Origin of the sequence: Thermomonas fusca, from assembly GCF_005862345.1 — a bacterium.
GTDB lineage: Bacteria > Pseudomonadota > Gammaproteobacteria > Xanthomonadales > Xanthomonadaceae > Thermomonas > Thermomonas fusca.
On record NZ_SROY01000004.1, the window covers coordinates 1 to 24,253 of the forward strand.

Below are 24,253 nucleotides of genomic sequence, written 5' to 3' on the forward strand. Positions count from 1 at the left end.
ACTGCTTGTTGCTGCTCATAAACACCTCAGTCGTTGCCATGGATTATGGCGCCCGGATGTCTACGAAAGGCTGGTCGGTCCAGTCTTCTGCTCCATGTCGCAATGGCAGCAGTCTAGCCCAACGTGGACTCCGGCCCCACTTGTTCGGCGTAGGATTTTTTCCTGCCGGAGCATCGGAGAACATCCTGATCGCTGGTCCAGACTGGGGACTATGGCCTGCGGCCACCGTGTGCACAGGCCGGGGACAAGCCGCTGGACGGCTGGCGCCGCCCACACCTTGCCCGCCGCCTGCACACTTCGCCCCCAGAAAGGCCGACAGCACCACCGCCGGCAGGCGAGCTATCGAAGGCGCGTGCCCCTGAAGCCCGGTACTTAGCGTTTCATCGTGGTCTGTACAACTGGCGCGGACCTATCTGCGATCCGCCGGGATGAAGTTCAAAAGGGCAGCCAGACGCTCCTGCACATCCTCCAGCTCGGTGCGCATCGGATCGTCGTAGGGCGACAGCTGGTCCTCGGCCATGACAGCATCTGGCCGCGTCGATCTTGCTTGGATTTGGGGAAGCCGGCGCCGGTGAGCGCTCCCGCCAGCACGTCCAGTGCTGACCACAGCCTGTCACGTCGCGTGGCCGGATACCGGCTTCGAGGGCCCGGCAGGCATTTGCAAGGGAGATGACAGCATCGTGGAGGTAGGCGGCGGCCATGACGTACTGGCGCTGCTCGGCCTCGTTGGCGCGATTCTCGTCACGTTCGCTCCACCATGCTTGAACTCCGCACTGAACTTCCTTCGCTTCGCCATGAACACTCCGCATGGCCTCGATTGGCCTTGTCCTAAGTGTCCGTGAAAACGGGGGTGAACCCATGCGGAGTCCGGAACAGGAAAAGGCCCTGAAGGCACGCATTTCTGCGGCTTTCAGAGCCTTTCGCTGTTCTATCAATTGGTCGGGGAGACAGGATTCGAACCTGCGACCTCTACGTCCCGAACGTAGCGCTCTACCAGACTGAGCTACACCCCGACAGCTGAGCCGCGCATTTTAGGGACATGTCCTCGCCTCGGCAAGTCCCTTTGACGCATTCCGTGCCGTTATGCCGTTTCCGACCTTCGGCGCGGCGGCCGCGCCCGCTAAACTAGCGGTTTTCCGCGCCATCGGAGCCCCACCGTGATCAAGCCACGCACCCCCACCGGGGTCATGGAACTGCTGCCGCGCGACCAGATCGCGTTCCAGCGGATGCTCGACACCATCCGCCAGACCTTCGAGCGCTTCGGCTTCCTGCCGGTGGAAACGCCGGTGATGGAGCTGTCCGAGGTGCTGCTGACCAAGTCCGGCGGCGAAACCGAGCGGCAGGTGTATTTCGTGCAGTCCACAGGCGCGCTGGAGAAGCAGGCGGACGGGCTGCCGGAACTGGCGCTGCGCTTCGACCTCACCGTGCCGCTGGCGCGCTACGTGGCCGAGCACGAGCACGACCTCGCGTTCCCGTTCCGGCGCTACCAGATGCAGCGGGTGTACCGCGGCGAGCGCGCCCAGCGCGGTCGCTTCCGCGAGTTCTACCAGTGCGACATCGACGTGATCGGCAAGGATGCGCTGTCGCCGCGCTTCGACGCCGAGATCCCGGCGGTGATCGCAGCGGTGTTCGAGCGCCTGGCGATCGGCGAGTTCACCATCCAGTTCAACCACCGCAAGCTTCTGCGCGGTTACTTCGAAGGCCTCGGCATCGAGGGCGAGGCGCAGCTGCTGGTGCTGCGCGAGCTGGACAAGCTGGACAAGCGCGGCGCGGACGCCGTGCGCGAAACGCTGGCGGGCGAGGGCTTCGGCCTCGGCGCGGAGGTCATCGACAGGTTGATGGCGTTCTCGCAGGTGCGCTCGCACGGCCACGCCGACGCGCTGGCCAAGCTCGACGCGCTCGGCGCGGGCACGCCGCTGTTCGACGAAGGCCGCGAGGAGCTGCGCACCATCCTCGACCAGCTCAAGGCGCTGGGCGTGGCGGAGTCGCGCTACGCGCTGAACCTGTCGATCGCGCGCGGGCTGGATTACTACACCGGCATCGTCTACGAGACCACGCTCGATGCCTATCCGCAGATCGGTTCGATCTGCTCCGGTGGCCGCTACGAAAACCTGGCTGGCCACTACACCAAGTCGAAGCTGCCGGGGGTGGGCATCTCCATCGGCCTGACCCGGCTGTTCTACCAGCTGCAGGACGCCGGCCTGGTCGGCACGGCCGACAGTTCGGTGGACGTGCTGCTGGCGCTGCTGGATGACGCCGGGCTCGCGCACGCGCTGGCGCTGTCGCAGCGGCTGCGCGCGGCCGGCCTCAACGTGGAGACCCAGCTGGAGCCGCGCAAGCTGGCCAAGCAATTCCAGTACGCCGACAAGGCCGGGATCCGCTTCGTGGTGATGCGCGGCGAGGACGAGGCGGCGCGCGGCGTGGTCACGGTCAAGGACCTGCGCCGCGGCGAACAATTCGAGGTGGCGGAGGCCGAGCTGGCCGCGGCCCTGCTGGTGGAACGCGAGCAGCTGCGCAGCGCGGCGGGGAACGCGTGATGGATGATGTGGCGAAGGCTGCGGTGAAGTTGGATGGCGTGTCGCTGACCCGCGCGCAGCTGGTGCAGGTGGCCCGCGGCGCGCAGGTAGCGCTGGATGCGCAGGCCTTGGAGCGGGTGGCGCACGCCGCCGAGTTCCTGCTGCAGCAGGTGGCGAAGCAGGAGCCGATCTACGGCATTTCCACCGGCTTCGGCAGCAACGCCGACAAGCTGCTCGGCAGCCACCGCCTGCGCGATGAACTGCCGGGCGCGGCCCGGTCCGGCCAGCCGCCGCATATCGAACTGCAACGCAACCTGATCGTCACCCACGCGGTCTGCGTGGGCGAACCGTTTGCGCCGGAAGTGGTGCGGGCGATGCTGTGCATCCGCATCAATACCCTGCTGCGCGGCCATTCGGGCATCCGCGTGCAGACGCTGCAGGCGCTGGCGGCCATGCTCAATGCCGGTATCGTGCCGGTGGTGCCGCAGCTGGGTTCGGTGGGCGCATCGGGTGATCTTGCGCCGCTGTCGCACCTGGCCATCGTGCTGCTGGGCGGCGGCGAAGCCTTCGTCGACGGCCAGCGCATGCCCGGCGCCGATGCGCTGGCGCGCAAGGGCCTGCAGCCGGTCGAGCTGTCCTACAAGGAAGGCCTGGCGCTGAACAACGGCACCGCGCAGATGCTGGCCACCGGCGTGCTGGCGGTCCAGCTGCTGGAAGACCTGCTGGACACCGCCGATCTGGCCGCGGCGATGACCATCGACGCCTTCGCCGGCCGCCTCGGTGCGTTCGCGCCGGAAGTGCACGCGCTGCGCCCGCATCCGGGCCAGGTGCAGACCGCCGCCAACCTGCTGCGCCTGCTCGACGGTTCCACCCTGTCCGACATCGCCTATCACCTGGTGCCGAAGTTCCGCCAATGGCAGCCGGGCAGCTGGGACAGCCCGTCGCTGCAGGCGCTCGGCTTCGACATCGGCTGGGACTGGGTGGATTTCGCCCAGCGCCACGGCCGCGAGAAGTTCTACCAGCGCTTCCTGCCGTTCCGTGGAGGCAAGAAGCACCAGCCGCAGGACAGCTATTCGCTGCGCTGCATCCCGCAGGTGCACGGCGCGGTGCGCGATGCGCTCGAACAGGCCAAGCGGGTGCTGGAAGTCGAACTCAATTCGGTGACCGACAACCCGCTGGTGTTCCCGGACAAGACCGGCGCGGCGTTCGTGGAAGAGCAGGTGATCTCCGCCGGCCACTTCCACGGCATGCCGCTGGCGCTGGCGATGAGCTACCTGAAGGCGGCGATCCCGGTGCTGGCCTCGATCAGCGAGCGCCGCCTCAACAAACTGGTCGATCCCGCCACCAATGACGGTTTGCCGCCGTTCCTGATCGGCAACGAAGACGGCACCGAGTCCGGCCACATGATCGTGCAGTACACCGCCGCGGCCATCGTCAACGACCTCGCCAGCCGCGCGATGCCGGCCTCGGTGTATTCCATCCCGACCTCTGCCAACGCGGAAGACCACGTATCGATGGGTGCCAACGAAGCCCGCCACGTGCTGGCGATGGCGCAGGACCTCGGCAAGGTGCTGGGGCTGGAGCTGTTCACCGCCGCTCAGGCGCTGGACCTGCGCCGCGACATGATCAACGCCGCCCGCGAACTGGCCCGCCGCGCCGATGCTGCCGGTTTCGCCGCCAAGGTCGGCGGCGGCCCGCTGCCCGATGCTCCTGAGCGTACGGGCTTCCTCGATGAAGTCGATGCGCTGCGCGAACAACTCGCGCGTTCCGGCGAATACCAGCCGGGCAGGGCGGTCGCCATCGCCCACGCCGCGATCCGCGCTCGTATTCCCTACTTGGACCGCGACCGCGCGCTGGATGGCGAAGTGGCCACTGCCGTGGCGATGGTGGCGGACGGGAGCATCCTGGCGGCGGTGCGCGAGGGCTGAGGTTGCGCGCCGCATGTGCACGACATGGGCACCTTCGGGTGCCCATTTTTGTTGCGTGCCGGCTGAGCTGCTGTCCTGAGCCGGTGCATTCATTGACATTGCCAGATTATCGAATTAATGTATTAGCACGCTAATACATTGATGCGTTGCTTGCTGTGCATTCAGTCCGCTACGCACCCCCGAGGTCCGATGAAACAACGCCCAGAACCCCTGCCCAAATACGACGCCGCGGTCGCCATCGATGCGTTGGCTGCGGTGCTAGCCAAGCTGGACAGCGCGGAGGAAGTCCGTGCCTTTCTGGATGACCTGTGCACGCCGGCGGAGCTGGAGGCGATGGGCGATCGCTGGCGGGTGGTGCCGCAGCTGCTGCAGGGCGTGCCTTACCGCGAAATCCATGAGCGCACCAAGGTCAGCGTGACCACCATCGGCCGCGTGGCGCGCTGTCTCGAGCGCGGTGCCGGCGGCTACCAGGTCGCAGCCAAACGGCTGGGCCTGGCCAACACTTCTTCCTGAGTCCACACGATGACTACTGCAACGACAACCACCGGGCGCGACCGCCTGCGCATCGCCATCCAGAAAAACGGCCGTCTCAGCGAACCTGCGCGCGCACTGCTGGCGTCCGCCGGCCTGAGTTGGCGCGAAAGCCGCGACAAGCTGTTCTGCTACGGCGAGTCACTGCCGGTAGACCTGCTGCTGGTGCGTGACGACGACATTCCCGGCCTGATTGCCGACGGTGTTTGCGACTTGGGCGTCGTCGGCCGCAACGTGCTGCTGGAGCAGGCCGGTGAACGCGCCGAGGCCGGCAAGCCGGCGGTGTTCCGCGAGTGGCGTGCGTTGGGTTTCGGCGGCTGCCGCCTGTCGATTGCGGTGCCGGAAGGCTGGGACTGGCAGGGCCCGGCGCAGCTTGCCGGCAAGCGCATCGCCACGACCTATCCCAACCAGCTGCGCGCGTGGCTGCGCGCGCAACAGGTCGACGCCGACATCGTAGTGCTCAACGGCTCGGTGGAAATCGCGCCGCGCCTGGGCCAGGCCGACCTGATCTGCGATCTGGTCTCCAGCGGCGCCACCCTGGCCGCCAACCAGCTCAAGCCGGTGCTCGACATCCTGCGCAGCGAGGCGGTGCTGGCCGGTCCAGTGGCGCCGTTCGGTGATGTGCGCGCGGAGCTGGCCGACCTGCTGTTGCGGCGCATGGACGGCGTGCTGCGCATCCGCGACAGCAAGCTGCTGCTGTTCCAGACCCCGCGCGAAGCGCTGCCGCAGGTATTGCAGCTGCTGCCCGATGCCGAGCCGCCGACCATGTGCGCTGTGGATGGCAGCGAGACGCTGGCGCTGCAGGCGCTCTGCCACGGTGCGATGACCTGGCAGCGGCTGGAAGACCTCAAGCGTGCCGGCGCGCGCGGGCTGATGGTGCTGCCGGTGGAGCGGATGCTGGCATGAGGCGGATCGACTGGAACGCGCTGGGCGCGGACGAGCGCGCCGCGGTGCTGCGGCGCCCGGCGCAGGCGGTATCGGACACGCTGCGCGCGGGCGTGCGGGCGATCTTCGAAGCGGTGGTCGCGCGCGGCGATGAGGCGCTGCGCGACTACACCGCGCAGTTCGACGGCGTCTCTCTCGATGATTTCGAAGTCGGCGCGGAGGAGTTGGAAGCCGCCGCCGCGCAGGTGCCGGCCAACGTGCAGGCCGCGATCCTGGAGGCGGCAGCGCGGATCGAAGCTTTCCACCGCGCCGGCATCACGCAGCCTTATGAAGTGGAAACCGCGCCCGGCCTGCTATGCCAGCGCGTGCAGCGCCCGATCAATCGCGTCGGCCTGTACGTGCCCGCGGGCAGCGCGCCGCTGCCATCGACCGCGCTGATGCTGTGCATCCCGGCGCGGTTGGCGGGCTGTGCCGAGATCATCCTGTGCACGCCGCCGCGTGCGGACGGCAGCGCCGATCCCGCCGTGCTGCTGGCGGCGCGGCAGGCGCCCGGCGTGCGCGTGTTCAAGCTCGGCGGCGCGCAGGCGATCGCGGCAATGGCCCTGGGCACGGCCAGCGTGCCGCGCTGCGACAAGCTGTTCGGTCCCGGCAATGCATGGGTGGACGAGGCCAAGCGGCAGGCCGCGCAGCGCCCCGGCGGTATCGCCATCGACATGCCGGCCGGGCCGTCCGAAGTGCTGGTGATCGCAGATGCGGGCGCGAACGCCGCTTTTGTTGCCGCCGACCTGCTGTCGCAGGCCGAGCATGGCCCGGATTCGCAGGTGCTGCTGCTGACCGACAGCGCGGCGCTGCTGGACAAGGTGGCGGCGGAGGTCGATGTGCAACTGGCGCGGCTGCCGCGCGCCGACATCGCCCGGCGCGCGCTGGAGGCTTCGCGCCTGGTGCTGGTGCGCGATATCGGGCAGGCCATCGCCATCAGCGATGCCTACGCGCCGGAACACCTAATCCTTGCGCTGCGCGAACCGCGTGCATGGCTTGCGCGCATCCACAACGCCGGCAGCATCTTCCTTGGCGACTGGACGCCCGAAGCGTTGGGCGATTACTGCAGCGGCAGCAATCACGTGCTGCCCACCGGCGGCGCGGCGCGGGCGTGGAGCGGGCTGTCGGTGGCCGGTTTCCAGAAGGCCATCACCGTGCAGGAAGCCAGCCGCATCGGGATTGCCAGTGCCGGTCCCTGCGCGGCCACGCTGGCGCATGCGGAAGGCCTGCAGGCGCATGCGCGGGCGGTGGAGTTGCGGCTGGAGCAGGCCGCATGAGCGCGACCGTGAATGCACTGCTGCGCGAGGACCTGCGCGATTTCGCCGGCTACAAGTCCGCGCGCAGCGAAGCGCTGGCCGGCTCGGTCTGGCTCAATGCCAACGAATCCGCCTGGGCCAACGGCAGCGATGCCGACGGCCGCCTGCGCCGTTATCCGCAGCCACAGCCGGAAGCGCTGTGCGCGCGGCTGGCGACGTTGTACGACGTGGCGCCGGCGCAGCTGCTGGTCGGGCGCGGCAGCGACGAGGGCATCGACCTGCTGCTGCGTGCTTTCTGCATGCCGGGCCGCGGTGCAATTGTCACCGCGCCGCCGGTGTTCGGGATGTACGCGGTATGCGCGCGCCTGCACGGGGCGAAGATCGTCGAAGTGCCGCTGCGCGAGGCTGAAGCCGGCCTGTGCGCGGACCTGCCGGCGATAGGCGATGCCGCGCTGGCCAGCGCCGCCTCGCTGTTGTTCCTGTGCTCGCCGGGCAACCCTTCCGGCGAGCTGCTGGAACTGGACGCCATCGCGGCGCTTGCGCAGCGCCTGCGCGGACGCTGCCTGGTGATCGTGGACGAGGCCTACATCGAGTATGCCGATTCACCCTCTGCGACGCGCCTGCTGGAGCAGCACGACAATATCGCCGTGCTGCGCACGCTGTCGAAAGCGCATGCACTGGCCGCCGCGCGGGTGGGCTGCGTGCTCGGCAACCCGCAGCTGATCGCGGCGCTGCGTCGCGTGCAGGCGCCGTATCCGCTGCCGCAGCCCGTCGTCGATGCGGCGCTGGCGGCGTTGGCGCCGTCGGCGCTGGCGCTGACCCGCAGCCGCATGGCAGCGGTGCGCGAGGCGCGCATGCGGCTTGCCGACGGCCTGCGCATGCTGCCGCAGGTGCGCCGCGTCTATCCTTCCGCCGGCAATTTCCTGCTGGTGCGCTTCGCCGACGCGGACGCCGCGTTCGCCGCGCTGCTTTCGGCCGGCGTGGTGGTGCGCGACATGCGTGCGATGGCGCAGCTGGGCGACGCTTTGCGCATCACCGTCGGCAGCATGGAGGAATGCCGACGCGTGCTGGCCGCGCTGGAAACTTTGCGCATGGAGGCGGCGGCATGAGCCTGCAGCCGATCCTGTTCGTGGACCGCGACGGCACCCTGATCGAGGAGCCCACCGACTTCCAGATCGATGCGTTCGAGAAGCTGCGCTTCGTCAGGGGCGTGATCCCCGCGCTGTTGAAGCTGCGCGATGCCGGCTACCAGTTCGTCATCGTCAGCAACCAGGACGGGCTGGGCAGCGAGGCGTATCCGCGCGCTTCGTTCGACGGCCCGCACGCGCTGATGCGCCAGGTGTTCGAAAGCCAGGGCATCGTGTTCCGCGATGAACTGATCGACTGCAGCCTGCCCGCCGACAACAGCCCGAACCGCAAGCCCGGCCTCGGCATGATGACGGCCCTGCTGCAGGACCGGAGCATCGACTGGGCGCGCAGCGCGATGGTCGGCGACCGCCAGACGGACCTCCAGTTCGCTGACAACCTGAAGATCCGCGGCTTCCAGCTCGCCACCGCACAGTTCGGTGGCGACTGGGACTGGGCCGGGATTGCGCATGCGCTTGCCGATGCGCCGCGCCAGTCGACGGTCGTGCGCAACACCAAGGAGACCAAGGTCCGCGTCGAAGTGGATCTGGACCGCGTGGCCGAGCCACGGATCGCCACCGGGCTGGCGTTCTTCGACCACATGCTGGAACAGATCGGCAAGCACGGCGGCTTCGACCTGCGCATCCGTTGCGAAGGCGACCTGCACATCGACGAGCATCACACGGTCGAGGACACCGCGCTGGCGCTGGGGCAGGCGCTGCGCGAAGCGCTGGGCGACAAGCGCGGGATCGGCCGTTACGGCTTCACGCTGCCGATGGACGAATGCCTGGCCAGCGCCGCGCTGGACTTTTCCGGGCGGCCATACCTGGTGTTCGAGGGTGCGCTGCGCCGCGAGCGCGTGGGCGACCTGCCCACCGAACTGGTGCCGCATTTCTTCCGTTCGCTCTGCGATGCCGCGGGCTTGAACCTGCACCTGAAGGTGCAAGGCGAGAATGATCACCACCAGATCGAGGCCTGCTTCAAGGCGCTGGCGCGGGCACTGCGACAAGCCATCAGGCGTGAAGGCGCCGAGCTGCCCTCGACCAAGGGCATGCTGTGATGGACATCGCGGTGATCGACGCCGGCGGGGCCAATTTCGGCTCGGTCTGCTACGCGCTGGAACGGCTCGGCGCGCGCCCGCGCATCGTGCGCGATGCCGATGGTCTTGCGGATGCGCCGCGGGTGCTGCTGCCCGGCGTGGGTGCGGCCGGGCCGGCGATGGCGCTGCTGCACGAGCGCGGTTTCGCCGAGGTGCTGCCGGCGTTGCAGGTGCCGCTGCTGGGCATCTGCCTGGGCATGCAGCTGCTGTTCGAGTCTTCCGAGGAAGGCGGCGCGGACTGCCTTGGCCTGCTGCCCGGGCGGGTGCGAAAACTCGCCGGTGGGCCGGGCCTGCGGGTGCCGCACATGGGCTGGAACACGCTCGAACAGGTCGCCGCATCGCCGCTCCTCGACGGCATCGGCAGCGATGCGCGCGCCTATTTCGTGCACGGCTATGCCGCGCCCGTCACCGGCGATTGCATCGCCGCCTGCCGCCACGGCGAACGTTTCGCGGCGGTGGTTGTGCGTGGACGCGTGGCCGGCGCGCAGTTCCACCCCGAGCGATCTTCCGCCACCGGCGCGCGGCTGCTGGCCAATTTCCTGCAATGGAACCCGACATGAGCTTCACCGTCTATCCCGCCATCGACGTGCGTGACGGCCGCGTGGTGCGGCTGCGCCAGGGCGACTACGCCGACGAGACGCGCTACGGCGACGACCCGCTGGCGTTCGCCGCGCGTTACGCGGAGGCCGGCGCAACGTGGCTGCACTTGGTCGATCTGGATGCGGCGAAAGCCGGTGGCTACACCCTGCTGCCGCTGCTGCGCGACATCGTTGCTCGCACCGGCTTGCGGGTGCAGACCGGAGGCGGCGTGCGCTCGCGTGAAGACGTGGCGACCCTGCTCGATGCGGGCGCCGCGCGGGTGGTGATCGGCTCGCTGGCGGTGCGCGAGCCCGGCACCGTGGCGGAATGGTTGGCGGATTTCGGTGGCGACCGCATCACCGTCGCGCTGGATGCGCGGCAGGACGAGGCGGGGGCGTGGCGTCTGCCGGTGCACGGCTGGACCCAGGTCGCGGAGGAGACGCTCGACGAGGTGCTGGCGCGCCATCTCGACGCCGGCCTGGTGCATCTGCTCTGCACCGACATCGCCCGCGACGGCATGCTGGCCGGGCCGAATATCGACCTCTATCGCCGCCTGTGCGAACGCCACCCGGACCTGCACGTGCAGGCCAGTGGTGGTATCCGCGACGTGGCTGATGTTCGCGCCGCGCGCGCGGCCGGATGCAGCGGCGCGGTGCTGGGCAAGGCACTGCTGGAAGGCCGCCTCGACCTGCGCGGGGCGCTGGCATGCTGAGCCGCCGCATCATCCCGTGCCTGGACGTGCGCGATGGCCGTGTGGTCAAGGGCGTGCGCTTCCGCGACCATGTCGACATGGGCGACATCGTCGATCTGGCGCTGCGCTACCGCGATGCCGGCGCCGACGAGCTGGTGTTCTACGACATCGCCGCCAGCCCCGAAGGGCGCAGCGTGGCGCGCGACTGGGTGGAGCGGGTGGCCCGCCTCATCGACATCCCGTTCTGCGTGGCCGGCGGGATCCGCAGCGTCGAGGATGCGCGCGCGGTGCTGCGCGCCGGCGCCGACAAGATTTCCATCAACACGCCGGCGCTGGAGCGGCCTGCGCTGATTGCCGAGCTGGCCGATGCCTTCGGCGTGCAGTGCGTGGTGGTGGGCATCGATTCGGTGCGCGAGGACGACGGGCAGTGGCGGGTGCGCAGCCATACCGGCAGCCCGGATGCGATGCGCGCCCCCGGCCGCCTGACGCTGGACTGGATCATCGATGCGCAGCGGCTGGGCGCCGGCGAGATCGTCCTGAACTGCATGGGCAGCGACGGCGTGCGCGCCGGCTACGACATCGAGCAACTGCGGGCAGCACGCGCCGTGTGCCACGTGCCGCTGGTGGCGTCGGGCGGCGCCGGCGCGATGCCGCACTTCGCCGAGGCCTTCGTCGAGGCGGACGTGGACGCCGCGCTGGCGGCCAGCGTGTTCCATTCCGGCGCGATTGCGATCCCGGAACTCAAGCAATTCCTGCGCGGGCAGGGCATCGAGGTGCGGCTGTGAACCTTGCAATGATCGACATCGATACGCTGGCCTGGGACAAGCAGGGCGGCCTGCTGCCGGCCATCGTGCAGGACGCCGCCACGCTGCGCGTGCTGATGCTGGGCTACATGAACCGGGAGGCGCTCGGCGTCACGCTGGCGAGCGGCAGAGTGACTTTCTACAGCCGCAGCAAGGGCCGGCTGTGGACCAAGGGCGAGTCGTCCGGCCATGTGCTGGAACTTGTATCCATCGAGGCCGACTGCGATGCCGACACCCTGCTGGTGCAGGCGCATCCGCACGGCCCGACCTGCCACCTGCAGCGCCCCAGCTGCTTCCCGGCCGCACCCGCGGACGGATTGGCCGAACTCGATGCGCTGATCGCCCAGCGCGAGCGCGAGCGCCCGCAGGGCAGCTACACCACCAAGCTGTTCGAGGATGGCGTCCGCCGCATTGCCCAGAAGGTGGGCGAGGAAGGCGTGGAAACCGCGCTGGCGGCGGTGGCGCAGGACGAGGCCGCGCTGCTGGGTGAAGCCGCCGACTTGCTGTACCACCTCACGGTGCTGCTGCGCGCGCGCGGGCTGTCACTGCAGGATGCCCGGCAGGTGCTGCAGGCAAGACGCGGCTGACCGGCGCGCCGCGCCGTTGGCTCAGGCGGTGGTGAGCGAATGCCGCACGCAGTTGCGGCCGTCGTCCTTGGCGCGGTACAGCGCCTCGTCGGCGATGCGGATGATCTCTTCCGCGCTGCTGCCGCGCTCGGTGTCCACGGTATGGATGCCGATGCTCACGCTCAGGCGGATGGCCAGCGCTTCATGGCGCACGGGATCCTGCTGGATGCGCAGGCGGATCGCCTCGGCCACCTGCAGCGCGTCCTGGGCATCGCGGCAGCTAAGCGCCACCACGAATTCCTCGCCGCCGAAGCGGGCCACCAGCCCGCCGCGCTGGGCCGCGACCTCCTCGATACGGCGCGCCGCCTCGACCAGGCAGCTGTCGCCCGCCGGATGGCCGTGGCTGTCGTTGATCCGCTTGAAGAGGTCCAGATCCAGCAACAGCAGGGCAATCTGGCGGCCGCTGCCCTTGCGCGATTCCAGCATCTGCGCGAATTCTTCGCGGAAATGGCGGCGGTTATAGGTACCGGTCAGCGGATCGCGGCGGCTGTATTCCTGCAGCTTGACGTTGGCCTCGCCGAGCTTGGCCATGGTCGTGCGCAGCTCGCGGGTGCGGTCGATCAGGCCGCGCTCCAGCTTTTCGTTGGTTTCCTGCACGATGCGGATGTTCTCCTCGCGCAGGCTGGCGTAGCGCTTGCCCAGCGCCAGCGACAGCAGCAGCAGTTCCAGCGCGGAACCGATCTGGACGCCGTTCTGGGTCCAGAAGTTCTGCGGCAGCACGCCGAAGGCGAGCAGGGTGAACGCCGCCGTGCCGCTGAGGAACAGCGACCAGGCCAGCAGGAACAGCCGCGCCGGCTGGTAGCCGCGGCGCAGCATTACCACGGTGGCGATGATGATCCAGGCCACGCCCAGCAGGACCGCACGCGAGGCGATCGGGGTGGCGATGCTGTACGGCAGCCAGGTCGCCGCCACCCCCAGCATGGCGAAGAACGCCACCACGCCCAGGCAGACCTTGTCGCCGACCGGCCAGCGCGTGCGCAGATCCAGGAAGCTGCGCGCGAACAGCTGCATGCCGATCAGGGCCAGGCAGATCGACAGCGGGATCGAGGCGTCGGCCAGCCAGGCGGAAGTGGGCCACAGGTATTCGAAGCCGTAGCCGTTGAGGGTGAACAGGACCAACCCGAACGCGCCGGTATGCAACAGGTACCAGAAATAACTGGCATCGCGCAGCATCAGCCACAGCACCAGGTTGTAGCAGAGCAGCGCCAGCACGATGCCGTAGTACAGGCCGTTGGAGAACTGCGCGTCGCGCAGCACCTCGGCGAATGCTTTCGGCGTGTACAGCGCCAGCGGCACCTGCATCGAACTTTCGCTCTGCACCCGTAGCAGCAATTCCATCCGCTGGCCGGCCGGCAGGTCGAGGCGGAAATTGGGGTGGCGATAGCGGATGAAGCGGTCGGCAAACGGTACGTGGTCGCCGCCGGCGCTGTGCTCGACGTGGCCGTCGGGGTTGCGCAGGTACAGGTCGAGCTTGTCGCTCAGCGCGTATTCCTGCACCAGGATCCACAGCGGCTCGTCGCGCTGCAGGTTTTCCACCGGCAGGTGGAACCAGTAGGCGCCGGTCTGGAAGCCGAAGGCCGGGTTGCCGCCGGGCAGTGGCGCAAACCCGTCCGCATGCGCGCGGGCGAACGCCTGTTCCGGCGTGGCAGTGGCGGAGGTGTCGTGCCAGTAACGCACCGTGCCAGCCAGCGGAAAGCTGGATTCGCCGGCGCCCAGGCGCAGGGTCGGTTCGGTTGCCGCCGCCGGCAGCACGCACAGGCAGGCAGCCAGCATCAACAGCCAGCTGGCCAGCCGACGTGCTCCATGCATGCGCAGCGCATATCCCGTCCCCATGGCGGGGATTCTAGTGCAGGCCGGGCTCGCCGCGCATAATCCGCGGATGCACAAGCGTCTTCTCCTCATCCTGCTGTTTCCGCTGCTGTTTCCCTATGCCGCGCTGGCGTCCACCGACCCGGCGGCCTGCGTGCCGGTCAGCGTGGAGGCACCGCTGCCGCTGCCCCGTGCCGACCGCGCCGGTGTGCCCGGCTGCGTCGCCTATCGGCGCGCGCCGCGCAGCCTGACCGGCGAATCCGCGCAGGTGCTGGTATTCGGCGATCCGCAGGTGAAGTTCGATGACGACGTGGACTACTTCCGGCGCGACATCGTGCAGCCGCTGCAGGGCCGCCACGTGGCGCGGCTGGGCGTGACCCTGGGCGATCTGGTCGACGATGTGCCGGCACTGCTGCCGGCGGTGAGGCAGGTCACCGAATCGCTGGGCGTGCCGTGGCTGTATGCCCCCGGCAACCATGACGTGGATCCGGGCGCGACCAGCGACGAGACGTCGCTGCGCCTGTTCCACCAGCGGATCGGCCCCGACACCTTTGCCCGCCAGACCGCGCTGGCCAATCTCGTCGTGTTGGACGACGTGATCTATCGGCCCGGCCAGAAGCCGGCCTATATCGGCGGCTTCCGCGAAGACCAGTTCGCCTTCCTCGAACGCTGGCTGCCGACCCTGCCGCGCGACCGCCTGCTGGTGCTGGCGATGCACATCCCGCTGTTCGAGGACGCGGCCAAGGACAGCTTCCGCGACGCCGACCGCCATCGCCTGTTCGCGCTGCTGGCGCCGTTCCCGCATGTGCTGGTGTTGAGCGCACACAACCACAGCCAGCGTCATTACTACCACGCCGCCGCGGACGGCTGGACGGGGGTGAAGCCGCTGCACGAATTCAACCTCGGCGCGGCCTGCGGTTCGTACTGGGCCGGGGCCAGGGATGCCGACGGCATTCCCGACGCCACCATGTCCGACGGCACGCCCAATGGCTATGCGCTGCTGACGGTGAACGCGGGCGGCGACTACGCGCTGGCCTGGCACGCGGCCCGCGATGCCGCGGACAGCCAGATCGGCCTGCACGCGCCCAAGGCGCTGCGGCGCGGCGCCTATCCGGCCTGGGGCGTGTTCGCCAACGTCTACATGGGCGATGACGACACCCGCGTCGAGTTCCGCGTCGATGGCGGCGAGTGGCTGCCGATGAAGAAAGTGCTGCAGCCGGATCCGCGGTTGATGGCTGAGAACCGGCGCGACGACGAAGCAATTGCGCTGCGAGGCTACGACCGCTCGCCGGAAGCCGAGGTATCCGCGCACCTGTGGCGCGCCGCGCTGCCGACCAGGCTCGCTGTGGGCGAACATCGCATCGACGTGCGCGCCTTCGACCGCTGGCGCGGCGAAGTGACCGCCAGCACCACCTATTCGCTGCTGGAGTACCAGCCCCCGCAGCCGCATCAGGTGCTTCAATCCCGACCCTGACTTGTCCTGCGCGCGGTCGCCGGTTCGCTGGCAGCAGGGTGTTGCGCTGGTCGCGCGGTTCGACCCGCGCAGCAGTCGCGGCTCGCGACGGCTTGCGTGCGTTGTCAGTGCGCGGGTTTGCGTACGCTCAGCCACGCGCCAAGCAGCAGCAGCGCGATGGCGATGGCCTGCGAGGCGTGCGGCTGCGCCTGCCCGGCGATGACCAGCAACAGGGTGGACAGCAGCGGCGCGAGGTAGGAGAGGCTGCCGAGCAGGGCGATGTCGCCGCGCTTGGTGCCGATGTCCCACAGCAGGAACGCCGCGCCCACCGGGCCGACGCCCATGCCCAACAGCGCCAGCCACTGGCCCGGCTCGGGCTGGACGGTGGTCTCGAATGCCGCGTGCGCCGCCGCGCCGAGCACGGCCACCAGCACGCAGGGCAGGGCGATGGCCGCGCTGGGGACATCGGCATGGCGGCGGTTGAGGACCGAATACGCCGCCCAGATGACCGCCGCACCCAGTGCCGCGGCGTAGCCGGGCAGGTAATCGGCGCGGATGCTGACGGCGCTGCCGCGGGTGACCAGCACCACCGCCGCCGCCAGCCCCAGCAGGGTGCCGAGCCACTGCCCGCCGCGCACGCGCACGCCGGGCAGGAAGCCGGCGAACAGCACGATCAGCAGCGGCCACAGGTAGTTCAGCAGGTTGGCTTCCAGCGCGGGCGCGCGCTTGAGCGCGATGAAATACAGCGCGTGGTAGCCGAACAGTGCGGTGGTGGTCAGCGCCAGCGCCGCCGGCGGCTGCCGCAGCGCGCGCCAGCCGGCCCTGCCGCGCGTGGCAGCGTGGGCAAGTCCCAGCAGGCCGGCAACGCCGAAGCCGGTGGCCAGCACCTGGAACGGCGGCAGCCCGGCGGTCAGCGTGGTCAGCAGCGCCAGCGATGCCCACAGCAGGATCGCCAGCAGGCCGCAGCCGGTGGCGCGGCGATCGGGCGCCTGCGGGTTCAAGCAGCGGCGTCGATGTCGGCGAACGATTCCGCGCGGGCGTGCCCGTTGGCGGCAGCGCCGGTGCGCGGCTGCGGGTAGTCTTCGCGGCGATCCAGCAGCAGGGTGCGCAGTCCGGCTTCGTGCGCGGCATCGAGCTCGGCGACCACGTCGGACAGGAACAGGATGTCGCCCGGCGCGTTTCCGAGCCGCCCGGCGATGACGCGGTAGCTTGCGGCTTCGCGCTTGCCGCCCACTTCGGTATCGAAGAAGCCGCAGAACAGCGTGGTCAGGTCGCCGGCATCGGTATGCGCGAACAGCAGCTTCTGCGCCGCCACCGAGCCGGACGAATACACCGCCAGGGAGTGCCCGGCCGCATGCCAGGCGCGCAGCGCCGGCGCGACGTCGGGGTACACCGGTGCGGTGAAATCGCCGTCCTTGTAGCCGGCCTCCCAGACCATGCCCTGCAGCGCCTTCAGCGCGGTGTGCTTGCGGTCCTCGTCGATCCAGCCCTGCAGGGTTTCCACGATCACCGCGTCCTGGCAGGCGCTGGCGGAAATTTCCACCGCCACCGCGTCCAGCCAGCATCGCACCTCCGGTTGCTGCCCGTGTTCGCGGACGAAGGCGGGCAGCCTGGCCCGTGCATAGGGGAACAGCACGTCCTTGACGAAGGAAATCGAGGACGTGGTGCCTTCGATGTCGGTGAGGATGGTGGTCAAAGCGCCGATCCCGCTTCAAGGCGCGGGAACCGCTGCGCGATGTCGCTGCCGGTGAAATGGCCCACCCAGCCGTCCGGCTCGGTGAAGAAGCGGATGGCGACGAAGCTGGGCTCCGGCCCCATGTCGAACCAGTGGGTGGCGCCGTCCGGCACCGAGATCAGGTCGCCGGCCTCGCACAGTACTTCGTACACCTTCTCGCCGACATGCAGCGAGAACAGCCCGCTGCCGGCGACGAAGAAACGCACTTCGTCCTCCTTGTGCGCGTGCTCGTCGAGGAACTTGGCACGCATCGCCTCGCGGTTGGGGTTGTCCGGCGCGATGCTGACCACGTCGACGCTGCGGAAGCCGCGCTCGGCCACCAGGCGGTCGATGTCGGCCCGGTACGCGGCCATGATCGTTTCCGGCGCGTCGCCCGGCTGCACCGGCTGCGTGGCCTGCCACTGTTCGAAGGCAACGCCGATCTTCGCCAATTCGGCGGCGATGTCGGCATGTCCATGGGTGGCCAGCAGCGGCGCCTGCGGGGCGTCGTGGTCGAAGATGCGCAAACGGCTCATGTCAGGCTCCCGCGCCGCGCAGGCGGCGCATTTCCAGCTCGCAGCCGAGCAGGAATTCGAATGCGTCCAGGTGGCGGCGTGCCTCGTTGATGTCGCGGCCCCAGGCGTACAGGCCGTGGCCGGCGATCAGGTAGCCCCAGGTGTTGGGCTGGGTCAGCACCGCATCGACGCTGGCGATCAGCTGGTCCATGTCCTGCGAGTTCGGCACCACCGGCAGGTCGAGCTCGGCTTCGTGGGTGGTGTGGCCGCGCAGGGCCTTGAACAGTTCGTAGCCGCGCAGGCGCACGCGGCCTTCGTCGGCGTGCAGCAGGCCGGCGATGGTCTGGGTGGGCGAGTGGGTGTGCAGCACCGCGCCTACGTCCGGGAAGCGGCGGTACAGGTGGGTGTGCAGGGCGGCTTCCGCGGACGGCCGGTGGTGGGTGGCCACCGGGTCGTTGGCCATGTTGACCACCATGATGTCGGCTTCGGTCAGGCGGCCCTTGTCCTTGCCGGAAATGGTGATGGCCGCGTGCTCGGCGTCCATGCGGATGGAGAAATTGCCGGCGGTGGCCGGGGTCCAGCCCTTGGCGGCCAGCTCGCGGGTATGGCTGATGATCTGGGCGGCGCAGCCGGCGTACAGGTTGTGGTCGAAGGCGGGGGCGTTCATCCGCGAAGTGTATTGCCTGGCGGCTGCCAGCGTCATCACGTTGCGCGCCGGATTTCAGGCGTGCATCACGCGGGCACCGCAGCCCGCAAGTCGCTCCCCGATACTCGCTTGGTTGCGGGCTGCGGTGCCCGCGTGATGCTGCGGATATTGCGCGCAGGTGGAAAACCGTGCGCCATATCGATGGTAATGGCGAATCCGCAGATCCTTATCGCTGCTGCCCATAGGTGCTGAACTTCTCCAGCACCCGCGCCATTTCCTCGGCCGGCAGGTCGCGGGTGTGGCCCAGCATGCGCGCCAGCAGGTATTGGCGGGCCAGGTTCTCCACTTCTTCCGCCAGGGCGTAGGCCTCCGACAGCGTCTTGCCGGTGGTGACCTGGCCGTGGTTAGCCATCAGGCAGGCGCGCAGGCCGCCTTCCAGCGCACGCAGGACGTTGGCGGACAGCTCGCCGGTGCCGAAGGTGGCGTATTCGGCGCATGGGATGCGGTCGCCGCCGGCAACCGCGACCATGTAATGGAACGCCGGAATCCCTTCGCCCAGACAGGCCAGCGCGGTGGCATGGGTGGAGTGCACGTGCACCACCGCGTTCATCTCCGGGAACGCATGCAGGATGTCGCAGTGGAAGCGCCATTCGCTGGACGGGAGCAGCTGCCCGGGCGGGCAGGTGCCGTCGGCTTGCAGATAGACGATGTCCTCCGGCAGCAGGCGGTCATAGGCGCGGCCGGTGGGGGTGATCAGCAGCCCTTCGCGCCAGCGGATGCTGGCATTGCCGGACTTGTTCAGCGACAGCCCGCTGGCGTTCATCGCGCGGCAGTGGTCGATCAGCGACTGCCGGGCGGCGCGCTCGTGGTCGTGCAGGATGTGCGAATTCGACATCCGCAAAGGATAACGGCAAGCCATAACGAAAAACCCGGCCGGAGCCGGGTTTTTCGCGGTGCATGGGCCTGCGATCAGGCCTGCGGACCCTCGTGGAACTTGGGCTCGGCGTCCATCGTGTTGCCACCTTCCGGGCCGGTGATGCCGCGGGCCAGGTCGCTATGACGGTAGCCGTACAGGGCGTACACGATCAGCCCGATCACCGCCCAGCCAAAGAACAGGCCGATGGTGTAGATCGACAGGTTCAGGAACAGCAGCAGGCAGCCGGCGATGGCCAGCGGGCAGACCACCCAGGCCATCGGGGTGCGGAACGGACGGTGCCGGTTCGGCTCGCGCTTGCGCAGGATCAGCACGCCCAGCGACACCGCCATGAAGGCGAACAGGGTGCCAGAGTTGGAGATGTCGGCCAGGATGCCAACCGGGAACATCGCCGCGAACAGCGCCACGAACACGCCGGTGACCATGGTCACCACGTGCGGGGTGCGGAACTTCGGATGCACCCGCGACAGCACTTCCGGCAGCAGGCCGTCGCGCGACATGGTGAAGAAGATGCGGGTCTGGCCGTAGATCATCATCAGCACCACCGACGGCAGCGCCAGCGCGGCGGCCAGGCCGATCGCGTTGCCCCAGCCGGCGAAGCCCATCACCTTCAGCACGTGGGCCAGCGGTTCCTTGCTGCACACCAGCGCGTCGGAGCCGGCGCAGGCGGCGGCCATCTGCGGGGTGCCCGGGTGGAAGGCCACGCCGGCGGCGTCCAGCATCGGCTGCGAACCGATCGCGCCGACCGCGCCGTAGCCCACCAGCATGTAGAAGACGGTGCAGACCAGCAGCGAGCCGATCAGGCCGATCGGGATGTTGCGGTTCGGGTTCTTGGTTTCCTCGGCCGCGGTCGAGACCGCATCGAAGCCGACGTAGGCGAAGAAGATCGACGCCGCCGCGCCCAGCACGCCGATGCCGCCCAGCGGGCTGCCCCAACCGGTGGGGAAGAACGGCTGGAAGTTGCTGTCCTTGGCCGCCGGCACCGCGATGATGACGAATGCGGTCAGCGCGACCACCTTGATCAGCACCAGCACCGCATTGACCTTGGCGGACTTGGAGGTGCCCAGCACCAGCAGGCCGGTGATCACCAGCGAGATGGTGAAGGCCAGCAGGTTGAACGCGCCGCCATCCATCGGGCCGGTCTTGAGTGCCATCGGCAACTCTATCCCGGCGCTGGACAGCAGGCCGTTCATGTAGCCGGACCAGCCCACCGCCACCGCGCCTGCGGCCACCGCGTATTCCAGCACCAGCGCCCAGCCCACGGTCCAGGCGATCGCCTCGCCCATTACCGCGTAGGTGTAGGTGTAGGCGGAGCCGGCCACCGGCACCATCGAGGCCAGTTCGGAATAGGCCAGCGCGGCCAGCGCGCACACCACCGCCGCGATCACGAACGCCAGCATCATCGCCGGGCCGGCCTTCTGCCCCGCTTCCGCAGTCAGCACGAAAATGCCGGTGCCGATGATGGCGCCGATGCCGAGCAGAGTGAGCTGGAAGGCGCCAAGCTGGCGCGTGAGTGCTTTCTTTTCCGCCGTCTCGAGGATCTTGTCGAGCGGCTTGACTCGCTGGAACAGCATCAGGTGACTCCCCCGGTTCTTGTTGTGGTCGGCCGCCTGCAGGCATGCCGCAAGGCGCCGACCTTAAACGTTCATGGGCGTCGCGCACAAGCGCCGGCGGTCACGACGCGGGATAATGCGGCGCATTCAGATTCCAAGGAGCAAAACCGCGATGGACGCAGCCCTGCAAGCCGCGCTGGATGACTATGCCGCACGCTGGCCGGACGAAGCTGCCACCGTTGCGCTGTTCCGCGACCTGCTGGCCGATGCCGAGAACCCGTTCCGGCGCGAGCGCCTGGCCGGTCACTTCACCGCCTCGTGCTGGCTGGTGGATCGCAGCGGCACGCGCGTGCTGCTGACCCATCACCGCAAGCTGCGCCTGTGGCTGCAGCTGGGTGGGCACGCCGATGGCCAGCGCGAACTTCCGCTGGCGGCGCTGCGCGAGGCGGAAGAGGAATCCGGGCTGGCCTGCCTGCGCGTCAGCGATGCGATCTTCGATCTCGATCGCCACTGGATTCCCGAACACAAGTCGGTGCCCGCGCACTGGCATTACGACGTGCGCTACGTGGTCCATGCCGGCGACGACGAGGCCTACACCATCAGCGAGGAATCGCTGGACCTGGCCTGGCGCCGCATCGACGAACTGGCGGCCGATCCGGCGACCGACGCATCGGTGCGGCGGATGGCGGGGAAGTGGCTGGCGCGCGGCTGATCAGTACAGCACGCGCGTCCGCAGGGTGCCTTCGATGGCCGACAGTTCGTCGCGGATGGCCGCCGCCTGCGCCTCGTCGGCACTGACATCGATCACCACGTAGCCCACGTTCGCGTCGGTGCGCAGGAACTGGCCGTCGATGTTGACCGCGTGGCGGCTGAAGATCTCGTTGACCCGCGACAGCACGCCAGGCACGTTGCGGTGGATGTGCAGCAGGCGCAGGCTGCCCTCGTGCTCGGGCAGCGTCACCTCGGGGAAGTTGACCGCCGACAGGGTGCTGCCGTTGTCGCTGTAGCGCACCAGCTTGGCCGCCACCTCCACGCCGATGTTGTCCTGCGCTTCCAGCGTGCTGCCGCCGATGTGCGGGGTGAGGATGACGTTGTCGCGGCCCCGCAATGGCGATTCGAAGACATCGCCGTTGGCCTTGGGTTCGACCGGGAACACGTCCACCGCGGCGCCGCCGAGATGACCGGATTCCAGCGCCGCGGCCAGCGCTTCGATCACCACCACGGTGCCGCGCGCGGCGTTGATGAGGTGCGCGCCGGGCTTCATCCTGGCCAGCTGCTGCGCGCCGATCATCCACTGCGTGGAAGGGGTTTCCGGCACGTGCAGGGTCACCACGTCGGCGCGCGACAGCAGGTCGTCCAGCCCGGCCGCGGCGCGCGCGTTGCCCAGTGACAGCTTGGTTTCGATGTCGTGGAAGATCACCTGCATCCCCAGCCCCTCGGCCAGCACGCCCACCTGGGTGCCGATGTGGCCATAGCCGACGATGCCTAGCGTCTTGCCGCGCACTTCGTGGCTGCCGGTGGCGGCCTTCGACCAGCCGCCGCGGTGGCACTGCGCGCTCTTCTGCGGGATGCCGCGCATCAGCATCACCGTCTGCGCCAGCACCAGTTCGGCCACGCTGCGGGTATTGGAATAGGGCGCGTTGAATACCGGGATGCCGGCCAGTTCGGCGGCGTCCAGGTCCACCTGGTTGGTGCCGATGCAGAAGCAGCCAATGGCGATCAGGCGCTTGGCCTCGGCCAGCACTTCGGCGGTGAGCTGGGTGCGCGAGCGCAGCCCGACGATATGCGCCTCGGCGATCCGCGCCTTCAGCTCGTCTTCGGGCAGCGCCTTGGCGTGGTATTCGATCTGGCTGTAGCCGGCGGCGCGCAGCGCGTCCACCGCGGTCTGGCTGACGCCTTCCAGCAGCAGCACGCGGATGTCCTGTTTCGGGAAGGAGGTCTTCTTCAGGGACATGCGTGCGGCATCCGATAGGGTACGGACGCCGACTATAGCCAGAAGTACGGCGTTTTTGTTGCGCTGCGGCATGCTATTTTCCGGGCACAACATGCCGCAGTGGATGTTGCAAATGAAACCGTGCCGGCACTGCCGTCGCGGCCATGTTTTCCATCGGATCCCCGCCGCCATGTCCGACGCCCGCCTCGAATCCCTGCGTGCCCTGCTGCCCGAGCTGCGGCTGCTGGTCGAACCCGCCGACCTGGAACACTACGGCCGCGACTGGACCCGGCGCTGGACGCCCGCGCCGATGGCCGTCGCGCTGCCAGCCAGCGTGGAGGACGTGCAGGCCATCGTGTGCTGGGCCAATGCAAAGGGCGTGGGGATCGTGCCCTCGGGCGGCCGCACCGGCCTGTCCGGCGGCGCGGTGGCCGCCAACGGCGAGCTGGTGCTCAGCCTGGAACGCATGCACAAGGTGCTGGCGTTCGATGCGGTGGATCGCACGCTGACCGTGCAGGCCGGCATCCCGCTGCAGAGGGTGCAGGAGACGGCGCGCGAACACGGCCTGCAGTACCCGGTGGATTTCGCCTCACGCGGCTCCTGCAGCATCGGCGGCAACATCGCCACCAATGCCGGCGGCATCCGGGTGGTGCGCTATGGCAATACCCGCGAATGGGTGGCCGGTGTGAAGCTGGTGACCGGCAGCGGCGAGCTGATGGAACTGGGGCGCGGGCTGGTCAAGGATTCCAGCGGCTACGACCTGCGGCATCTGGCAATCGCCTCGGAAGGCACGCTGGGCATCATCGTCGAGGCCACGCTCAAGCTCACCGACCCGCCGTCGCCCAGCAACGTGATGCTGCTGGCGCTGCCGTCGTTCGAGGCGCTGATGCAGGTGTTCGCCGCGTTCCGCGCGCGGCTGCAGCTGCAGGCCTTCGAGTTCCTGACCGATGTGGCGTTGAAGCACGTGTTGGCGCACGGCGAACCGCCGCCGTTCGAGCAGGCCCACCCGTACTACGTGGTCACGGAATTCGCCAGCGACGAAGCCAGCGAGGCCGAGGTGCTGGCCGCGTTCGGGCAGTGCCTGGAACAGGGCCTGGTCAGCGACGGGGTGATTTCCGCCAGCGACGCGCAGGCCGCGCAGCTGTGGCGGCTGCGCGAGGCCATCACCGAAAGCCTGGCGCGCTACGTGCCCTACAAGAACGACGTGTCGGTGCGGATTTCGGCGATGCCGGCCTTCCTTGCCGAAACCCAGGCCCTGCTGGGGCGCGAGTATCCGCAGCTGGAAGTGGTGTGGTTCGGCCATATCGGCGACGGCAACCTGCACATCAACATCCTGAAGCCCGACGCCATGGCCCAGGACGCGTTCGTGGCCGACTGCGAGCGCGTCACCAAGCTGTTGGCGCAGGTGCTGGAAGCGCACGGCGGCAGCATTTCCGCCGAACACGGCATCGGACTGGTGAAGAAGCCCTATCTGTCCTGCACCCGCAGCGCGGCGGAAATCGCGGCCATGCGCGGCATCAAGGCGGCGCTGGATCCGAACGGGATCATGAATCCCGGCAAGCTGTTCGACGCCTGAGCGATGCCATGCGCGGCGATCGCGTTTAATCTTGCGCTCTGC

22 protein-coding genes and 1 tRNA gene are annotated in these 24,253 nt (G+C 68.8%); 14 read left to right on the forward strand and 9 right to left on the reverse strand.

Translation table 11 applies throughout. The features are described from left to right. Positions 1-936: 936 nt before the first annotated feature. A tRNA-Pro gene (locus E5S66_RS09535) sits at positions 937-1,013 on the reverse strand. Positions 1,014-1,157: 144 nt separating this feature from the next. Here E5S66_RS09535 and hisS point away from each other — a divergent pair. From hisS to hisIE, 11 genes are all read left to right on the forward strand, one after another. Further along, positions 1,158-2,537 carry a histidine--tRNA ligase gene (gene hisS, locus E5S66_RS09540; protein ID WP_138349003.1) on the forward strand — a complete coding sequence of 460 codons (1,380 nt, stop codon included), beginning with the start codon at positions 1,158-1,160 and terminating at the stop codon, positions 2,535-2,537. Further along, positions 2,537-4,444 carry an HAL/PAL/TAL family ammonia-lyase gene (locus tag E5S66_RS09545; RefSeq protein WP_138349004.1) on the forward strand — a complete coding sequence of 636 codons (1,908 nt, stop codon included), beginning with the start codon at positions 2,537-2,539 and terminating at the stop codon, positions 4,442-4,444. The genes hisS and E5S66_RS09545 overlap by 1 nt, the downstream gene beginning before the upstream one ends. 189 nt (positions 4,445-4,633) lie before the next feature. Beyond that, entirely contained in the window at positions 4,634-4,957 is a 324-nt protein-coding gene (locus tag E5S66_RS09550) for a YerC/YecD family TrpR-related protein (protein WP_028838237.1), read from the forward strand. Positions 4,958-4,966: 9 nt separating this feature from the next. Then, entirely contained in the window at positions 4,967-5,881 is a 915-nt protein-coding gene (gene hisG / locus E5S66_RS09555; protein ID WP_138349005.1) for an ATP phosphoribosyltransferase, read from the forward strand. Continuing rightward, a complete protein-coding gene (gene hisD / locus E5S66_RS09560) occupies positions 5,878-7,176 on the forward strand; it encodes a histidinol dehydrogenase (RefSeq protein ID WP_138349006.1) in 1,299 nt (432 codons plus the stop codon). Before hisG ends, hisD begins: the two co-directional genes overlap by 4 nt. After that, entirely contained in the window at positions 7,173-8,264 is a 1,092-nt protein-coding gene (gene hisC, locus E5S66_RS09565) for a histidinol-phosphate transaminase (RefSeq protein ID WP_138349007.1), read from the forward strand. The genes hisD and hisC overlap by 4 nt, the downstream gene beginning before the upstream one ends. A gap of 2 nt (positions 8,265-8,266) precedes the next feature. Beyond that, on the forward strand, positions 8,267-9,340 hold the full coding sequence (hisB, locus tag E5S66_RS09570) for a bifunctional histidinol-phosphatase/imidazoleglycerol-phosphate dehydratase HisB (protein ID WP_138349204.1): 1,074 nt from the start codon (positions 8,267-8,269) through the stop codon (positions 9,338-9,340). Next, positions 9,337-9,939, forward strand: a complete 603-nt coding sequence (gene hisH, locus E5S66_RS09575; protein ID WP_138349008.1) for an imidazole glycerol phosphate synthase subunit HisH — start codon at positions 9,337-9,339, stop codon at positions 9,937-9,939. Before hisB ends, hisH begins: the two co-directional genes overlap by 4 nt. Next, positions 9,936-10,670 carry a 1-(5-phosphoribosyl)-5-[(5-phosphoribosylamino)methylideneamino]imidazole-4-carboxamide isomerase gene (hisA, locus tag E5S66_RS09580; RefSeq protein ID WP_138349009.1) on the forward strand — a complete coding sequence of 245 codons (735 nt, stop codon included), beginning with the start codon at positions 9,936-9,938 and terminating at the stop codon, positions 10,668-10,670. Before hisH ends, hisA begins: the two co-directional genes overlap by 4 nt. Next, positions 10,664-11,434 (forward strand): imidazole glycerol phosphate synthase subunit HisF, encoded by a 771-nt coding sequence (hisF, locus tag E5S66_RS09585; protein WP_138349010.1) that lies wholly within the window; start codon positions 10,664-10,666, stop codon positions 11,432-11,434. Before hisA ends, hisF begins: the two co-directional genes overlap by 7 nt. 8 nt (positions 11,435-11,442) lie before the next feature. Further along, positions 11,443-12,039 carry a bifunctional phosphoribosyl-AMP cyclohydrolase/phosphoribosyl-ATP diphosphatase HisIE gene (gene hisIE / locus E5S66_RS09590; protein ID WP_138349011.1) on the forward strand — a complete coding sequence of 199 codons (597 nt, stop codon included), beginning with the start codon at positions 11,443-11,445 and terminating at the stop codon, positions 12,037-12,039. Between the two features lie 21 nt (positions 12,040-12,060). Here hisIE and E5S66_RS09595 read toward each other — a convergent pair whose 3' ends face one another. Beyond that, positions 12,061-13,911: a sensor domain-containing diguanylate cyclase gene (locus tag E5S66_RS09595; protein ID WP_171033522.1), complete on the reverse strand. Its 1,851-nt coding sequence runs from the start codon at positions 13,909-13,911 to the stop codon at positions 12,061-12,063. A 46-nt stretch (positions 13,912-13,957) separates the two neighbouring features. On the opposite strand from E5S66_RS09595, the gene E5S66_RS09600 reads away from it, so the two are divergent. Next, a complete protein-coding gene (locus E5S66_RS09600; RefSeq protein ID WP_246037205.1) occupies positions 13,958-15,361 on the forward strand; it encodes a calcineurin-like phosphoesterase C-terminal domain-containing protein in 1,404 nt (467 codons plus the stop codon). A gap of 104 nt (positions 15,362-15,465) precedes the next feature. Here the strand turns inward: E5S66_RS09600 and yddG are convergent, their stop codons facing one another. The 6 genes from yddG to E5S66_RS09630 form a co-directional block, all read right to left on the reverse strand. Then, positions 15,466-16,341 (reverse strand): aromatic amino acid exporter YddG, encoded by an 876-nt coding sequence (gene yddG, locus E5S66_RS09605; protein WP_171033523.1) that lies wholly within the window; start codon positions 16,339-16,341, stop codon positions 15,466-15,468. Next, positions 16,338-17,036 carry an acireductone synthase gene (gene mtnC, locus E5S66_RS09610; protein WP_171033524.1) on the reverse strand — a complete coding sequence of 233 codons (699 nt, stop codon included), beginning with the start codon at positions 17,034-17,036 and terminating at the stop codon, positions 16,338-16,340. The genes yddG and mtnC overlap by 4 nt, the downstream gene beginning before the upstream one ends. Then, positions 17,033-17,590 (reverse strand): 1,2-dihydroxy-3-keto-5-methylthiopentene dioxygenase, encoded by a 558-nt coding sequence (locus tag E5S66_RS09615; protein ID WP_138349015.1) that lies wholly within the window; start codon positions 17,588-17,590, stop codon positions 17,033-17,035. The genes mtnC and E5S66_RS09615 overlap by 4 nt, the downstream gene beginning before the upstream one ends. A 1-nt stretch (position 17,591) precedes the next feature. Next, positions 17,592-18,236, reverse strand: a complete 645-nt coding sequence (locus tag E5S66_RS09620; RefSeq protein WP_138349016.1) for a methylthioribulose 1-phosphate dehydratase — start codon at positions 18,234-18,236, stop codon at positions 17,592-17,594. Positions 18,237-18,441: 205 nt separating this feature from the next. Further along, positions 18,442-19,110, reverse strand: coding sequence for a class II aldolase/adducin family protein (locus E5S66_RS09625; RefSeq protein WP_138349017.1), 669 nt, complete (start codon positions 19,108-19,110; stop codon positions 18,442-18,444). Between the two features lie 74 nt (positions 19,111-19,184). After that, a complete protein-coding gene (locus E5S66_RS09630; protein WP_138349018.1) occupies positions 19,185-20,723 on the reverse strand; it encodes an amino acid permease in 1,539 nt (512 codons plus the stop codon). A 151-nt stretch (positions 20,724-20,874) separates the two neighbouring features. Here E5S66_RS09630 and E5S66_RS09635 point away from each other — a divergent pair, with 151 nt between their 5' ends. Further along, on the forward strand, positions 20,875-21,414 hold the full coding sequence (locus tag E5S66_RS09635) for an NUDIX hydrolase (RefSeq protein WP_425472202.1): 540 nt from the start codon (positions 20,875-20,877) through the stop codon (positions 21,412-21,414). Here E5S66_RS09635 and serA read toward each other — a convergent pair whose 3' ends face one another. Next, the gene (serA, locus tag E5S66_RS09640; protein WP_138349020.1) at positions 21,415-22,656 is read right to left on the reverse strand and encodes a phosphoglycerate dehydrogenase; all 1,242 of its coding nucleotides are present in this window, start codon (positions 22,654-22,656) and stop codon (positions 21,415-21,417) included. A gap of 169 nt (positions 22,657-22,825) precedes the next feature. Between serA and E5S66_RS09645 the strand changes: the two genes are divergently transcribed. Continuing rightward, positions 22,826-24,211: an FAD-binding oxidoreductase gene (locus E5S66_RS09645; protein WP_138349021.1), complete on the forward strand. Its 1,386-nt coding sequence runs from the start codon at positions 22,826-22,828 to the stop codon at positions 24,209-24,211. Positions 24,212-24,253: the final 42 nt, after the last annotated feature.